Source organism: Duganella sp. 3397 (genome assembly GCF_031456625.1).
In the GTDB taxonomy this organism is placed as follows: Bacteria; Pseudomonadota; Gammaproteobacteria; order Burkholderiales; family Burkholderiaceae_D; genus Rugamonas; species Rugamonas phyllosphaerae.
Genome location: NZ_JAVDVB010000005.1, coordinates 327,301 through 343,040 on the forward strand (window position 1 = coordinate 327,301; position 15,740 = coordinate 343,040).

A 15,740-nucleotide genomic window follows, 5' to 3' on the forward strand; every position below is an offset into this window, starting at 1 on the left:
GGCGCCATGTTCAATGCAATCGTACGATTCAGCTTGCACAACCGGCTGCCGGTGCTGGTGGCGGCGGCGCTGTTGATGGTCTATGGCGCGTGGACCGCGTCGCGCACCCCGGTCGATGTGTTCCCCGACCTGAACAAGCCGGTGGTCACCGTGCTCACCGAGGCCGGCGGCATGGCGCCGGAGGAAGTCGAGCAGATCGTCTCGTTTCCGATCGAGACCACCCTGAACGGCATGCCGGGCGTAACAAGGGTGAGGTCGGTATCGGGCATCGGCCTGTCCATCGTGTATGCCGAATTCGACTGGGGCACCGATGTCTATCGCAACCGCCAGCTGGTGGCCGAGCGGCTGGCGCTGGTCAAGCAGCAGTTGCCCGGCAAGCTGGCGCCAGTCATGGGGCCGGTGTCGTCGATCATGGGCGAGATCATGCTGATCGCGCTGCCGATCGACGTGCACCGGACGGACCCGATGAAGGCCAGGGAATATGCCGACTTCGTGCTGCGGCCACGGTTGCTGTCGATACCCGGGGTGTCGCAGGTGATCCCGATCGGCGGCGAGGTGCGCCAGTTGCGGGTGGAACCCGATACCGCGCGCATGGCGCAGTTTGGCATTTCGCTGGCGCAGGTGAGCAACGCCTTGCAGGGCTTTGCCGGCAACACCAGCGGCGGCTTCATCGATCTGAACAACCGCGAATACCTGATCCGCAACCTTGGCCGCACCGACCGCCTGCAAGACCTGAGCGGCCTGGCGGTGGACTACCGCAACGGCGCCCCCGTGCTGCTCGAGCAAGTGGCTGCGGTGCGCTACGCGCCGGCATTCAAACGCGGCGATGCTGGCCTCGATGGCAAGCCGGCCGTCATCGTCAGCGTGCAAAAGCAGCCCACCGGCGACACCGTGCGCCTCACCGCCGACATCGAAACTGCGCTGGGCGAACTGAAACAGGGCTTGCCGGCCTGGCCGCCCCGGTGGTGCTGTTTCGCCAGGCCGACTTCATCGAAGCGTCGATCGGCAACGTGGTCGATGCCCTGCGCGACGGCGCCATCCTGGTGGCGGTGGTGCTGTTCGCCTTCCTGCTCAGCGCCCGCACCACCGTCATCTCGCTGGTGGCCATTCCGCTTTCTCTCGGCGTGACCGCGCTGGTGTTGCACTGGCTCGGACAATCGATCAACGTGATGACTTTGGGCGGCCTGGCGATCGCCATCGGGGAGTTGGTCGATGATGCGGTGGTCGATGTGGAGAACATCCAGCGCAGGCTGAAACAGCGCCTCGAGCAAAATACGCCACAGGTGTCGGTACTCGAGACGATCTGGCGCGCATCGGTCGAGGTGCGCTCCGGGATCGTGTACGCCACCGTGATCGTGGTGCTGGTGTTCGTGCCGCTGTTTGCACTGCCGGGCATCGAGGGACGGCTGTTCGCGCCGCTGGGCATCGCCTACATCGCCTCGATTTTGGCGTCGATGCTGGTCTCGATGACGGTCACGCCGGTGCTGGGGATGGTTTTGCTGCCGAAGATGAAGCGCCTGCAGCACGGCGACAGCCCGCTGGTGGCGCGCCTGAAAGCGTGGGATGCCAGGCTGCTCGACTGGTCGTTCGGCCACCTGCGCGCCATCGTCGCTGGCGCCGTGATCCTGGTGGTGGCCGCCGCAGCCACGGTGCCGTTCTTGCCGCGCGCGTTCCTGCCGCCGTTCAACGAAGGTTCGCTGGTGATGGGCATGACGCTGGCGCCCGGTACCTCGCTGGCCGAAGCCAACCGCATGGGCGCACTGGCCGAAACCCTGATCGGGCAAGTGCCGGAGGTGGTCAAGGTAGGCCGGCGCACCGGCCGCGCCGAACTCGACGAACATGCCGAAGGCGTGCACTCGTCGGAACTCGACGTCGATTTGCAACCGTCGGCGCGCAGCCGCGAGCAGGTGATGGCGGCCATCCGCAGCCAGCTGGCGGAGATACCCGCGTCGGTGGCGATCGGCCAGCCGATCTCGCACCGGCTCGACCACCTGCTCTCGGGCGTGCGCGCGCAGATCGCCGTCAAGATTGTCGGTGACGACATCGACACCTTGCGCGGCCTGGCCGACACCCTGCGCGCGCAGCTGGCCGGGGTGCCGGGCCTGGTCGACCTGTCGGTAGAACGCCAGGTGCTGATCCCGCAGATCAAGGTGCGCGTCGATTATCGCAAGGCGGCGCAAGTGGGACTGGCGACGGGCCAGGTGCTGGCCGCCATCGAAGCCATGTCCGAGGGCACGCGGGTGACGCAGATCATCGACGGCGCGCGCCGCTTCGACCTGGTGGTGCGGCTGGGCGACCAGCATCGTGGGCCGCAGGACCTGGGCCGCCTGATGCTCGACAGCCCGGCCGGGCGCATACCGTTATCGAGCATCGCCACGGTGGAGGAGGGCGACGGCCCCAACCAGATCGGCCGCGAGAACGGCCGCCGCCGCATCGTGGTGTATGCCAACACCGACGGTTCGGCCATGTCGCGCATCATCGGCGACGTGCGCCGGGGTGTGGCCAAGACTGCGCTGCCCGAGGGTTACTTCATCAGCATCGAAGGCCAGTTCCAGGCGCAGGAACAGGCGCAGCACCTGATCACCGGCCTGTCGCTGGCGTCGCTGGCGCTGGTGTTCCTGGTGCTGTACACGCGCTACCGCTCGGCGGTGCTGGCGCTGGTCATCATGGGCAATATCCCGTTTGCGCTGGTGGGCAGCGTGGTGGCGATGTGGATCGCCGGCGTGTCGTTGTCGGTGGCCTCGATGGTGGGGTTCATCACCCTGGCCGGTATCGCCACCCGCAACGGCATCCTGAAGATCAGCCACTACGTCAACCTGTGCAAGTTCGAGGGCGCCGCCTTCGGCTGGCCGATGATCGTGCGCGGCTCGCTCGAACGCCTCACGCCGGTGCTGATGACGGCGCTGGTGGCGGCGTTCGCGCTGGTGCCGCTGCTGCTGGCAGCGGACGCGCCGGGCAAGGAAATCCTGCACCCGGTAGCGGTGGTGATTTTCGGCGGCTTGATCAGCTCCACCCTGCTCGACACCTTGCTCACGCCGCTGATTTTCTGGCGGGTGGGACGCCGGCCCCTGGAGCGCCTGCTGGCGCGGGACGGCGACGATACGTATTGACTTTGCACGCGGGCCAACGTGGCGGCGGCCCTGTCAGCCGCCACAGCATCATCGAATGGAGTAAAACATGAAAAAACTCATCACCGCACTGACCCTGGCGCTTGCGCTGGCCGCATCCCACACCGCGCTGGCGCACGAGAGCCCGGCCAGGCACGGTGGCATCGTCAAGAGCGCCGGCGACCTGTCGTTTGAATTGGTGAACAAGGACGGCAAGACCGCCATCTACGTGGACGACCATGGCAAGGGCCTGGCCATGGCCGGTGGCAGCGGCACGCTTACCGTGCTGAAAGGAGCCGAGAAAACGGTGGCAACGTTGTCCGCCGGCGGCGCCAACACGCTGGTCGCAAAAGATGGCATCAGGCTCGAAGCAGGCGCCAAGGTGGTCGCATCCATCGTGTTGCCGGACAAGACTACCGTGAGTGTGCGTTTCGCGGTCAAGTAAACGCTGCCCGTTGTCATGACCAACGGGCGTCGGCAATCCACCGCAGCGCTCCCAGCGACGGCATGAACAGGTACTCGCCGCCGCGCAGACGATTGAACGTGGTTACGCCATCGACACGGCGGCGCACCGGCTGCTGCGGGATGGTGAATGTGCCGGGCGTCTCGTGCAGGCCCACCACCGGATCGCGCTCGGTGCCCAGGTCGATGAAGTTGCCGCGGTTGATCCATTCCTGCTGCAGGAATTCGATGGTGTCGTAGGCGCGCGCGCTGATGAAGATGAAATAGATGCCGCGCTCGCCAGTGTCGTCCTGCGCGGTCAGCTCGCGATGCCACTTCGGCCCATACGTGGACGAGCGCCGGATGATGCGGTGGATGTTCACATCGGTGAGGATGGAGAGCTGGCTGTCGCGCGGATTCAGGCGGCGCATGTGGGCAGCGTGCGGGCACACCAGCCCGCGCGGGTCGCGCGAAAAGTCGAAACCGTTATTGCGCTGCGCGTCGGCGCCCAGCTCGGGATCATCGCGCTCGGGCGCCAGCGGCAGCGGCGCACCGCTGCGCCAGCGTCCCACCAGCTTGGCGGCCAGCAGTTCTTCGTCTGACTCGGACTGCGCCTGGCTGCGCACGAAATCGTTGAAGGCGCCCACCTGGCTCTCGTACTTGCGCAGCACCACGAACGAGCCGTTGCGGCCCAGTTCCGGCGGTTCTGGCATGGCGACCGGTTTGCCGGTTTCGCTGTTCTCGCCCAGGATGAATTCCCCGGCCGCGATCGCCCGCTCCTGGCCCGGCAGCGGCTCCACGCCGCTGCCGGCGACGAAGGGCTGCGAGATCGAATCGCGAAAGCCGAACGGATTTTTCGCGTCGGCGTCCGCGCCGAACGCGTGCCGGCCAACGAGGGTCACGCCGCTCGACTGGTCCAGCTCTTTCATTGCCTGGTCCAGCGCCACCGCCAGCGCGGCGTCGTCGCGCGCGTAGATCGTCAGGGCGATGTGGCAGGCGCCGGGTGCAAAGGCCTCGTCCCAATGCTCGGCCGCGTTGCTGCCGAAGTCGCGCAGCTGCTCCGCACGCAGCGCCATGCCTTGCTGGAACGGCAGTGGAAAGGTGTCGAGCGACGCTTGCGGCACGCCCAGCGCCTTCAGTCCCTGGAAGCTGATGGCCAGGCCCATCCAGGCATCGCGGTCATCGGTCCAGCCGGCCGCGGACGGCACGTGGTCGGCCATGCGGCGCAGCAGGTCGCGGCCACCGGCCGCGTCGTCGATATGCAGCATCGCGTGCACGCCCACGTACGGCTCCGGGCGCGAGCGCAGGATCAGGGCCTGGATGTCGTCGAGGGCCAGGGTGGTTTTTTCGCCTGTCAGACGCGTCTTGAGGTTGGTGAGTATGCTCATCAGTAATCGACTCCTTCCGGCTGGCCGATGGCAGCCCCCAGCGCCTCGAGCGCGCGGCGCGTGGCCTCGTCCTGCGGCGGGTTGGCGGCCATCTGGTCGAGAAAGGCGGTCAGGGCGCGGTCCATGCGCTGGAAGCGGCGCGTATCGACCACCGTCACCTGCGGGTTGGCCACGAACCATCCGGCAGCATCGATCTGGTGCCCGGCGATGAAGTCCTTCACTTGCGGGCTGTCGATGCCGGGCCAGCCTTCGATGTTGGCGAACAGGAGGTCCATCAGCTCGGGAATCTTGGTGGCGAAGTCGTTGATGTAGCTGTCCCAGTCGCCGTCGTAAGTGGTGGCGAACAGGATGCGGGTGTCGTTGTCGAAGAAGACGAAGCGCATGTCGTGCAGGGTGGAGACGCGCTGGGCGCCGTCCATATTGCCGTTGGTGAGATCGAAGATGCGGCGCAGGCGCTCGGCGCCGCCCGGCTTGAGGGGGGCAATGGCGGTGAGCTCCGAGACATTGCCCGACTGCTTGCCGGCGCGGCCGGCCGAATTGGCCGTGCCCTTCAGGTCGGGGTTGTGCTTGCGCACCATGGCTTCCAGCGCGATCTTGGCCAGGTGCGGCGCGTCGTGCGCAACCGCGTCGATGCGGCGGCGGATCGCCTCGAGTTTTGTCTCATCCTGCAGCCGTGGGTCGCCGGTGTTGGCATTTGGGGTAGTGTCGGTCATGTGTTGCTCCTGTAGTCGGTTAATCGGGGATGTCGGACGCCTGGGCCGGTTCCACGCGCGGGCGCGCGTTCATGGCATGGCGGAACGCGGTGGAGCGCTCGTACGCCACCCGGCGCACGCGCATGATGGCGCCGAGCGGCTGGTGCGCGGCCACGCCGTTCCAGGGATTGAACGACAGGCAGTCGTCGCCATACACCTGGCGCGCCGGATGCGCGGTGGACTGCGGCGCGAAGCGCAAGGTGGCCACCGGCTGGTGCGGCGACAGTTCCTCTGGCCACGCGATGGCCGCGTCTTCGACCGGCATGCGCGCAAGGTCCGCGCACAGCTGCACCGACAGCGTGTACTCGGCCCCTTGCGTTGCGAAGTATTCGCTGATTGCTTCGCGCATGCCCGCGTAGCCGATGTCGTCGATGTTCTTGCCGTGCAGCGCGCGCACCTCGTTCGATGCTGGCGCAATCGACAGCTTGGCGATATGGTCGCCGTAGCGCAGCGCCGCTTGCGTGTGGTAGGTCTCGCCCAGCGGATGGTGGTTGTCGCGCGCCAGCCCGTCGAGGGTGGCGCCGGGCGTGCCGCCCAGGCTTTCCAGCACTTGCTTGGCGCCGTGCGCAGTGCCGGCCACCAGGCGCTGGAAGGTGTCCGGCGCCTGGGCATTGGCTTCCAAAAGGCTCAGCATGCGCTGGTACTTGGGCAGCGTGCCGAAAGCGAGAGCAGGGAAGTTCACCATCAGGAAATCCTGGTTATGGCCGGTGATGTCGGGCACCAGGCGCTCGCCTTCGACGCCGATGATCTTGAAGGCGAAGCCGCGCGCAGCGGGAATTTCGTCGGAGTGGATGTCGCTGGGCGCAGACGACAGCCGCGCCACGATGGCATAGGTGCGCGGAGCGGCGAACACGCCCTGGCGCAAGGCGGGTGGCAGGTTGTCGTGAACGATCAACTCGCCCTTGAGCAGGCCGTTGGACTTGGCGTGGGCGTCGCGGATGGCGTGGCGGTGACGTTCAAAGGCGCAGCGCGACGAGGCGGCCATCTGCTCGACGATGCTGGCGATCAGTTGTTGCTCGTCGGGGTCAGGGACTTCGACGTCGGGAGTGTAGGGCAGGGGTGTCACGGTAACCTCCGCATGTTGAATGAAAGCGAGATAAAAAGAACGGTAGTGCTTTTTTATTTTACAAAAATACCATTATTTTGCCGGGATGCGCGACACGGTTGACCCGGTTGCGCGATGCGCAGTCAAGGTGTGGCATTTGACTTATCGCAAGTGGTGACTATCTAGAACGAAACCAGGTCCCCGCATACGTCGCGGACCGGCTGTTTAACGGCGACGCCACAAAAAGGGTATAGGCCTGTCAGCGTTTTTCCGTCGGCTTGAAATACTCGCAGATAAAGTTCACGAACGCGCTCACCTTGGTGCTCACCAGCCGCCGCGATGCATGCAGTACCCAGACCTCGATCGGCGGCCGGGTGGAGGCGCCCCATTGCACCAGGCGGCCCGCCGCGACATCGGCGGCCACGATCGCCACCGGCACCAGCGCGGCGCCCGCGCCTGCGACCACGGCATCGCGGATCGAGAGCGGAGAGGACAGCCGCAGCACCGCCTGCGGACGATAATGGCGGGTGGCGCCGTTTGCCGCGTCGACGACGATCCAGGTCTCGCCGTCCTCCATCCCGGTGCGCATCACGGCCGGGAAAGGCTGGTGATCGTCGGCCGGGCGCGGCAAGCCTGGCGGTGCGACCAGGACCAGCGGATTGGTGAGAAAGCAGCGGCCAACCAGGTCGTCGTCGGGGCGCGGGTTGGCGCGGATGACGACATCGATCGCGCCGTCGCGCAGGTCGACAAAGCCGTCGTCGGTGGTCACTTCGAGCAGCACGTCAGGGTAGGCCGCCACGAACGCCGCTGCCAGCGGACCCAATGACATATTGACAAACAGCAGCGGTGCACTGATGCGCAAGCGTCCGCTCGGGTGTTTCAGCCCGGCCTTGATCGCCTGCACGGTATCGGCAATGGCACCGAACGGTTCCTCGGTGCGCGCATACAGTGCGGCGCCTTCTTCGGTCAACTGCAGCGGCCGCACGCCGCGCTCGATCAGGCGCACGCCGAGGCTTTCTTCGAGTTCGCGCACGCGGCGCGACAGGGTAGCCTTGGACATGGCGCTGGCGCGGCTGGCGGCGCCGAATCCACCGTGTTTGGCGACCAGGTTGAAATCGGTGATTGCGGCAAGGTCCATCGTCGTTCCAGTTTTGAGACACGGTGTTCCGATCTTAGCAGCTGTGCAGGCGCCGGCCCTTGCCTTACGATTGCGCCAGGCGCCGATGCGTGCATCGGCATGGCACACCACAGGAGAAAAACCATGGAACACACTGGCAACACGATACTGGTCACGGGCGGCGGCTCGGGCATCGGGCAGGCACTGGCGCACCGCTGGCACGACGCCGGCAACCACGTCATCGTGACCGGACGCCGGCAGCAGGCGCTCGACGAGGCCGTCGCCGGCCGCGCTCGCATGTCCGCCTACGTCCTCGACGTGACGGACGACGCCGGAGTCGAAGCGTTCGTGCGCCAAGTGTGCGCCGAGCATCCGCGACTGAACATCCTGGTCAACAACGCCGGCGTGTACAGCGCGGAAAAGGTGACGGCGCGCCGCGACATCGCTGACGCGCAGCAGATGCTGGCCACCAACGTACTCGGACCGATCCGCATGACCAATGCGCTGATCGAGCACCTGAGCGCGCAACCTGGCGCGGCGATCATCAACGTCTCGTCCGGCCTGGCCTTCGTGCCCTATCCGGCCGCGCCCACCTACGGCGCCACCAAGGCGGCGATCCACTCGTACACGGCGGCGCTGCGGCCCCTGCTGGCCGGCAAGGTGGAAGTGATCGAGATCGTGCCGCCGCAAGTGCAGACCGAGCTCACGCCCGGCCAGTCGCAGGACCCCAACAGCATGCCGCTCGATGCATTTGCCGACGAAGTGATGGCGCTGCTGCAGGCGTCACCGACGCCCGCCGAAGTGTGCGTGGAGCGGGTGCGCTATTTCCGCGAGGCGGAAGCGAAGGGCCAGTTCGATGAGGCGCTGCAGATGTTGGTGCAGTACAGCTAATCTCCCCAGTCTGCTCCTATGGCTGCAGGATGTCGTGCTGTCAGGCCCCGCCCAGCACCGGCAACGGCGTCACCGTCACCTGCACGTCGAGTTCCTGGCGGCCGCCGCCGAGCACGATGCCGCGCATCGGGGTGACGTCGCTGAAGTCGCGTCCCCAGCCCAGGGTGATGTGCTCGTGCTGCACCAGGCAGCGATTGGTCGGGTCGAAATCGACCCAGCCCAGCGACGGGCAATACACCGAGACCCACGCGTGCGAGGCGTCGGCGCCGACCAGGCGCGGCTTGCCCTCGGGCGGGTGGGTGAGGATGTAGCCGCTGATGTAGCGCGCCGGCAGGCCGATGCTGCGCAGGCAGCCGATCATCAGCTGGGCAAAATCCTGGCATACGCCGCGCCGGCCACGGAGCACCTGTTCGAGCGGCGTGGAAATCTCGGTGGCCTTGCTGTCGAATTCAAAGTCTTCAAAAATGCGCCGGGTCAGGTCGAGCGCCGCGTCGAGCTGGGGCCGGCCCGGCGTGAAGCTCAGGCGCGCGTACGCTTCCAGTTCCGGGAACCAGTGCACGTGCGGCGACGCATACAGGTAGCGGCACGCCTCCAGCGTGGCCGCGCTTTTTTCCTTGCCCATCATATCGCGCACGCTCTCCCACGGCAGCGTGGCGGTGATCCTCGCCAGGGTAGGGCGCGCGCGCAGCAGCACGGTCGATTCGGCGTGCACCAGCAGGCTGTCGTGCGGCACCGTGAGCGCCACGTGGCGCACGTTGTTGCCGAAGTAATCGACGCCGTCGCGGCCTTCTGATACCACCGGGTCGAGCCAGACCAGGTGCGACTCGGTGTGCTGCCAGGCGAACGGGCGCGGTGTCATGTGCAGGTACTGCTGCGACAGCGTGACCGTGCTTTGGTACTGGTAGCGGGTCTCGTGGACCACGCGGTAACGGGCGCAGGCCACTGCGCCGATCGGCCACTCGATCATAGGAACCTTCATGATGTGCGCTTCCGCTGCTGTCCATTGTCGGTATAGCTGAAGAACTGTACGCTCAGATGCTCGGACAGCGCCGCGCTGGCAAGCTGGATCCGGTTGAGCAGCGCGCCCAGCATGTCGTTGCCGTGGGCCAGGTCGGTGCATGGCGTGAGCGCACCGAGTTCGTCGCGCAGCGGCAGCAGCAGTTCGGCGCCGCAGTCGCCGTGGGTCTGCTTGATGCGGCGCAGCGTGCCGAGAATGCCGTCGATCTGGAACAGCACCGAGCGCGGGTTGCTCTCGTCGCACAGCAGCAGGTCCAGCACCGGCAGCCATTCGGGCTGGGCGCGGTAGCGGGCGCGGTAGGTGATGATGCTGTCGGACAGTTCGAGCAACCAGTCAAGGTTGCCGTTATGGTCCATCGCCAGCGCGCGTTGCAGCACTTCGCACTGGAACTGCAGCCGCTCCAGGCGGCGGCCGATCGACATGAAGCGCCAACCGAGGTCGCGCGTCATGCCGTCGAGCGCAAAGCCGGCCAGCATCATCAGGGAGGCGGCGGCGTCGTCGAGGATGGTCATCGCGGCCGACTGCGACGGCCGTTCGCCCGGATGCACGGCCGGCTGCACCATGCGGTTCAGGGCGCGCCAGTTATCGACCGAAAACCGTTCGTGCAGCTGGCCGGCCACGCGGTGCAACTGGCGCTGCTGGCGCGCCAGTCCGGGTACGTCGGGCGACACCACCGCCAGCAGCAGCGCCGATTCGATTTCGGCGTCGCTGAAGATGGTGGCTGGCGCCGCACTCGTTTGCGTCTGCGTCATGCCGCCTAAAGTTTGCGACTGCGTCTGCGCGGGAACTGGCGCCGGTTTTTTGGCCGCGTCGAGCAGCTGGAAATGGATGCACAGCGCTTCCACCGTGGCCCACTCGGCGCCGCGCTGGTCGAAGCGGACGTTGAACAGGAAGTGCAGCGCCACCCGCAGCAGGCGGCCGATATTGTCGCAGCGCTCGGCGTGGCGGCCGTACCAGAGCAGGTTTTCCGCCACCCGGCTCGACAGGTTGGTGTCTTCGCGCACCAGGTTGTCGCTGGTGATGCTGCGGTGCTGCGGCCGTTGCACGTCCACCCGCGTGCGCGCCTGCACCCAGGTGTCCTTGCTGGCGCCGCCCATGTGCATGGTCAGCACGCGCGCATCGTGGCCGGTGGCCACCCGCGTCAGGCCGCCCGGCATGACCACGTAGCCGTTCGGCGTGGCGCAGGCAAACACGCGCAGGCCCACGGCGCGCGCCTGCAGGCCGGAGGTAATGCCGCCTTTCCATACCGGCGCCTGCGACAGGCGCACCACTTCCTGGGCGATGAAATTGTTCGGGTCGGCGCGCAGGCCGGCGATAAACGCCTCGCGCGCGGTGCCATCGAGGTCCCGGCCGAACACCGCCGATTGCGGACGCTGGGCAAAACTGGGCTTGATCACCAGGCGGTCGAGCTTTTCGATCACCGCTTCCAGTGCGGCCGGCTCGCCGCACCACCAGGTCGCCACCGACGGCATTTTCAACGGCTCGCCCAGCAGGCGGCGCGACAGCGCCGGCAGGAAGCCGAGCAGGGCGCCCGATTCCAGCAGGCTGGAACCGAGGCTGTTGGCCACCACCACGTTGCCGCGCCGGGCCGCTTGCGTCAGGCCGGCCACGCCCAGCATCGAGCTGTCGAGTTCCAGCGGGTCGCACGCTTCGTCGTCCACCCGGCGCAGGATCACGTGCACCCGATGCAGCCCGGCCAGGGTTTTTAAATAGACCACACCGTCGCGCACCGTCAGGTCGCCGCCTTCCACCAGCGCCAGCCCGAGATAGCGCGCCAGGTAAGCCTGTTCGTAATAGCTGGCGGTGCGCGGACCGGCCGTGAGCAGCACGATCAGCGGCACGTCGCCTTCGCGCAGCGGCGCCGGCTTGTCGCCGCTGGCCGCGCACAGCCGGCCCCAGTGCACCAGGCTGTCGTGCATGGTGCGGAAGAATTGCGACAGCGGCTGCACCTTCAATTCGCGCAGCAGGTCGGGGAAGGTGGGGGAAATGATGGCGCGGTTTTCCAGCGCATAGCCGGCGCCCGACGGCGCCTGCGTGCGGTCGGCAACCACCCACCAGCGGCCATCGGCTGCGCGCGCCAGGTCCACCGCGTAAAAGTGCAGGGCGACGTCTTCGAGGTGGCCGATATCGTGGCAGGGGCGCAAAAAGCCCGCGTGGCCGTGGATCAGCGCCGGCGGCAGCAGCCCTTCGCGCAGCATCTGCTGCTCGCCATAGACGTCGCCGAGGATCTTGTTGAGCAAGGTGGCGCGCTGGATCACCGCCGCCTCGATCACGGCCCAGTCGTCGGGCGGCAGGATCAGCGGCAGCGCGTTCAGGTCCCACGGCCGCTGGCGGCCATCGCGGTCGGCCGGCACGTTGTAGGTGACGCCGTTTTCGCGCACCTGGCGCTGCACCATCTCGTTACGCTGACGCATCATGCCCGGCGCTTCGAGGCCCAGGTTGTCGAGCATGGCGCGCCAGTGCGCACGCGGCACCCTGGCCGCGTCCAGCATTTCATCGAAGCTGTCGGGCGCGGCCAGGTAATGGGCGAGAAGGGGAGATGGCATGGCGCGAGACTATGGAACGATTGCTGGAACGAAACAATAGGTCAATACGGCTGCCAACGCAAGTCCAGGGTCATCGGGAAGCTCGGATTGTGTGCCTCTTTCATCACAGTCATCGGGCCCGGTGTGTGACCGTGCGGCCAGAAGCGCGCAAACCGGCGCGCCTCCGCGGCGTTGGCGTTGACCGGCGAACCGGCCTCGCTGCGTCCGCCCGGATGCACCACGTGGTAGGTGCAGCCGCCAATCGCGCGCCCGCTCCAGGTATCGACCAGGTCGAACGTGAGCGGCGCCTGCACGCGGATGCTCGGGTGCAGCGCCGACCATGGGCTCCACGCGCGGAAACGTACGCCAGCCACGTATTCGCCGGGCACGCCGGTCGGATGCAGCGGCAGCATGCGACCGTTGCAGGCGACGATGTGGCGCCCGTCCGTGAGGCCGCGCACCAGCAGCTGCATGCGCTCCACCGACGAATCGACATAGCGCGCGGTGCCGCCGGCGGAGACTTCCTCGCCCAGCACATTCCATGGCTCGATGGCCTGGCGCAGTTCCATTTCCACGCCTTCATAGACCACGGTGCCGAAGCGCGGGAAGCGGAACTCGATGAACGGCTCGAACCAGTGTTCCTCGAACTCGTAGCCGGAGGCGCGCAGGTCGCGCGCGACGTCGCGGATATCCTGCGCCACGAAGTGCGGCAGCATCCAGCGGTCGTGCAGCGCCGTGCCCCAGTGGACCAGCTTGGCCTGGAACGGCTGGCGCCAGAAGCGCGCCACCAGCGCGCGCAGCAGCAACATTTGCAGCAAGCTCATACGCTCGTGCGGCGGCATTTCGAAGGCGCGGAATTCCACCAGGCCCAGGCGGCCGGTGGGGCCGTCCGGCGAATATAGCTTATCGATCGAAAATTCCGAGCGGTGCGTATTGCCGGTCAAATCGACCAGCATGTTGCGCAGCAGGCGGTCGACCATCCACGGCTTGTCGCCGTCGTGCATGGTCGGCAGCACCTGGTCCATCTGCTGGAAGGCAATCGCCAGCTCGTACAGGTTGTCGTCGCGTGCTTCATCGACGCGCGGCGCCTGGCTGGTCGGTCCGATGAAGGTGCCCGAGAACAGGTACGACAAGGCCGGGTGCACCTGCCAGTACGTAATCAGGCTTTTGAGCAGGTCGGGGCGGCGCAGCATCGGGCTGTCTTCGGCGGTGGCGCCGCCGAGCGTGGCGTGGTTGCCGCCGCCAGTGCCGGTGTGGCGGCCGTCGAGCATGAATTTTTCGGTGCCCAGGCGCGTTAAGCGCGCTTCCTGGTACAGCGTGGACATGTTATAGACCAGCTCATTCCAGCTCGCTGCCGGGTGGATGTTCACTTCGATTACGCCGGGATCGGGCGTCACGCTGAGCAGCTTGATGCGCGGGTCGCGCGGTGGCGCGTAGCCTTCGAGGCGCAGCTTGAGCTTCAATTTGGCGGCGGTATTTTCCACCGCCGACACCAGCGCCAGGTAGTCCTCGACGCGTTTGAGCGGCGGCATGAACACGTGCAGGCGGCCGCCGCGCACTTCCACGCACAGCGCGGTGTGGATCACGTCGCGGGCGGCGGGGTCTTGCGGCGTGCGCACCTTGGCTTGATCGGCTGATTTGCCGGCTGCCAGGCCCAGCACTGGGCGCTTGTCTTTTTTTGCGACCGGCAGTGCGCCGCGCGGCGAAAACGGATCGACGTCGAATTCCAGGTCGGCTTCTCGCTCTTCCGGCAGGACCCACGGCAGCGTGGCCAGCGGCAGGCGCAGGCCCATCGGCGAATCGCCTTCGAGCAGGTACAGGTGTTCGCGGCGCAGCGGCCAGGCCGAGGTGCGCCAGTTGGTGCCCAACATGACCGACGGATCGTAGTCGGCAGCCTTCAAAGGCAGCACGTAGCCGGCCACCTGGCCCAGGCCGCGCTCGAGCAGGCGCGCCAGGCGGCGCCGTTCTTCCGGCGACTTCAGGTCGGCCTGCAGAGGATCGATATTGCGCGGCAGCGCCTGTTCGCGCTGGGCTTGCAGCAGCACGTCTTCGTAGGCGGCAATCGGGCTGTTGGCGGGCAGACGCAAGTTCTTGGCCAGTTCGGCGATGAAGCTGGCCGCTTCGTCGCTGCCATAGCCATCGTTGACGTGATCGTCGGAGAACAGCGACGCGTCGTACCACATCGGCTGGCCATCGACGCGCCAGAAAATATTCAGGGCCCAGCGCGGCAGCGGCTCGCCCGGGTACCATTTGCCCTGGCCGTAGTGCAGCATGCCGCCCGGCGCGAAATGGTTTTTCAGGCGGTGCATCAGGTTGCCGGCCAATTCGCGCTTCTTGTCGCCGTGGGCCAGCGTGTTCCATTCGGCGCCGTCCATGTCGTCGATCGAGACAAAAGTCGGCTCGCCGCCCTGGGTCAGGCGCACGTCCTGGCGCTTGAGGTCAGCATCGACTTGCTGGCCCAGCTGGTCGATCTTGTGCCAGTCCGCTTCCGAATACGGTTTGGTCACGCGCGGGTCTTCGTGGATGCGGGTGACCGTCATCTCGTGGAAGAACGTCACCTCGGCCTGGTCGGTATAGCCGCTCACCGGCGCGGCCGACGACGGCATCGCCGTGCAGGCCAGCGGAATATGGCCTTCGCTGGCCAGCATGCCGGACGTGGGGTCGAGGCCGATCCAGCCGGCGCCGGGGATGTACACCTCGGTCCACGCGTGCAGGTCGGTAAAATCTTCGGCCGCGCCGCTGGGGCCGTCGAGCGCCTCCTGGTCGGCGCGCAGTTGAATCAAATAGCCGGAAACGAAACGCGCGGCCAGGCCCAGCTCGCGCAAGATCTGCACCAGCAACCAGCCGGTATCGCGGCACGAGCCGGAACGCTTTTCCAGCGTTTCTTCGGGCGCCTGCACGCCCGGCTCCATGCGCAGCAGGTAGGCGATATCGAGCTGCAGGCGCTGGTTGATGGCGACGAGGAAGTCGTTGGTGAGGATCGGTTCGGCCAGCAGGGCGGTGCGGGCCGACTCCACCCATTCTTTCACCAGCGGACCGGCCGCTTCGGTGCGCAGATAGGGGCTGAGTTCGGCAGTCAGCTGTTCGGGATACGCGAACGGGAATTTCTCGGCGTATTTCTCAACGAAGAAGTCGAACGGGTTAATCACCGTCATGTCGGCCACCAGGTCCACCGTGAAGTCGAGCACGTCGGTTTTTTCCTGGAACACGAAACGGCCGATGTAGTTGCCGTAAGGGTCTTGCTGCCAGTTGATGAAATGGTCTTCGGGCTGCACCGTCAGTGAGTACGACAGGATCGGCGTGCGCGCATGGGGAGCCGGGCGCAGGCGTACTTCGTGCGGCGACAGGTTGACCAGGCGGTCATAACGGTAACTGGTCTTGTGGTGCAGCGCGATACGGATAGCCATGCGGAATGCCTTTTCGATGTTGGGCGCGACCTTGAGTCATCGCGATGAG

The 15,740-nt window shown here is 66.5% G+C and carries 9 protein-coding genes and 1 pseudogene; 3 read left to right on the top strand and 7 right to left on the bottom strand.

Going from position 1 to position 15,740, the window contains the following annotated elements; genetic code table 11:
• The first annotated feature begins 6 nt into the window (after positions 1-6).
• Positions 7-3,110, top strand: a pseudogene (locus J2X54_RS17980) (efflux RND transporter permease subunit).
• 67 nt (positions 3,111-3,177) lie between these two features.
• Positions 3,178-3,552, top strand: a complete 375-nt coding sequence (locus J2X54_RS17985) for a hypothetical protein (RefSeq protein WP_070246315.1) — start codon at positions 3,178-3,180, stop codon at positions 3,550-3,552.
• Positions 3,553-3,565: 13 nt separating this feature from the next.
• On the opposite strand, the gene J2X54_RS17990 is transcribed toward J2X54_RS17985, so the two are convergent.
• The 4 genes from J2X54_RS17990 to J2X54_RS18005 form a co-directional block, all read right to left on the bottom strand.
• On the bottom strand, positions 3,566-4,936 hold the full coding sequence (locus tag J2X54_RS17990) for a Dyp-type peroxidase (RefSeq protein ID WP_310182404.1): 1,371 nt from the start codon (positions 4,934-4,936) through the stop codon (positions 3,566-3,568).
• Complete coding sequence (locus J2X54_RS17995; RefSeq protein ID WP_310182407.1) at positions 4,936-5,649, bottom strand: hypothetical protein; 714 nt, start codon at positions 5,647-5,649, stop codon at positions 4,936-4,938. The genes J2X54_RS17990 and J2X54_RS17995 overlap by 1 nt, the downstream gene beginning before the upstream one ends.
• Before the next feature lie 19 nt (positions 5,650-5,668).
• Complete coding sequence (locus J2X54_RS18000; RefSeq protein WP_310182409.1) at positions 5,669-6,754, bottom strand: catalase family protein; 1,086 nt, start codon at positions 6,752-6,754, stop codon at positions 5,669-5,671.
• Between the two features lie 238 nt (positions 6,755-6,992).
• Complete coding sequence (locus J2X54_RS18005) at positions 6,993-7,871, bottom strand: LysR family transcriptional regulator (RefSeq protein WP_310182411.1); 879 nt, start codon at positions 7,869-7,871, stop codon at positions 6,993-6,995.
• 123 nt (positions 7,872-7,994) lie between these two features.
• On the opposite strand from J2X54_RS18005, the gene J2X54_RS18010 reads away from it, so the two are divergent.
• Positions 7,995-8,741, top strand: coding sequence for an SDR family oxidoreductase (locus J2X54_RS18010; RefSeq protein WP_310182412.1), 747 nt, complete (start codon positions 7,995-7,997; stop codon positions 8,739-8,741).
• 40 nt (positions 8,742-8,781) lie between these two features.
• Here J2X54_RS18010 and J2X54_RS18015 read toward each other — a convergent pair whose 3' ends face one another.
• The 3 genes from J2X54_RS18015 to J2X54_RS18025 are packed head-to-tail and all read right to left on the bottom strand — an operon-like array spanning position 8,782 to position 15,691.
• Positions 8,782-9,720, bottom strand: coding sequence for a transglutaminase family protein (locus J2X54_RS18015; RefSeq protein WP_310182413.1), 939 nt, complete (start codon positions 9,718-9,720; stop codon positions 8,782-8,784).
• A complete protein-coding gene (locus tag J2X54_RS18020; protein WP_310182414.1) occupies positions 9,717-12,305 on the bottom strand; it encodes a circularly permuted type 2 ATP-grasp protein in 2,589 nt (862 codons plus the stop codon). The genes J2X54_RS18015 and J2X54_RS18020 overlap by 4 nt, the downstream gene beginning before the upstream one ends.
• Positions 12,306-12,346: 41 nt before the next feature.
• Entirely contained in the window at positions 12,347-15,691 is a 3,345-nt protein-coding gene (locus tag J2X54_RS18025; RefSeq protein WP_310182415.1) for a transglutaminase family protein, read from the bottom strand.
• Positions 15,692-15,740: the final 49 nt, after the last annotated feature.

What these genes read in the sequence shown, in the direction of transcription:
- J2X54_RS17985 (WP_070246315.1), top strand. Translation starts at nt 3,178, where the DNA reads ATGAAAAAACTCATCACCGCACTGACCCTGGCGCTTGCGCTGGCCGCA.
- J2X54_RS17990 (WP_310182404.1), bottom strand. Translation starts at nt 4,936, where the DNA reads ATGAGCATACTCACCAACCTCAAGACGCGTCTGACAGGCGAAAAAACC.
- J2X54_RS17995 (WP_310182407.1), bottom strand. Translation starts at nt 5,649, where the DNA reads ATGACCGACACTACCCCAAATGCCAACACCGGCGACCCACGGCTGCAG.
- J2X54_RS18005 (WP_310182411.1), bottom strand. Translation starts at nt 7,871, where the DNA reads ATGGACCTTGCCGCAATCACCGATTTCAACCTGGTCGCCAAACACGGT.
- J2X54_RS18010 (WP_310182412.1), top strand. Translation starts at nt 7,995, where the DNA reads ATGGAACACACTGGCAACACGATACTGGTCACGGGCGGCGGCTCGGGC.
- J2X54_RS18015 (WP_310182413.1), bottom strand. Translation starts at nt 9,720, where the DNA reads ATGAAGGTTCCTATGATCGAGTGGCCGATCGGCGCAGTGGCCTGCGCC.
- J2X54_RS18020 (WP_310182414.1), bottom strand. Translation starts at nt 12,305, where the DNA reads ATGCCATCTCCCCTTCTCGCCCATTACCTGGCCGCGCCCGACAGCTTC.
- J2X54_RS18025 (WP_310182415.1), bottom strand. Translation starts at nt 15,691, where the DNA reads ATGGCTATCCGTATCGCGCTGCACCACAAGACCAGTTACCGTTATGAC.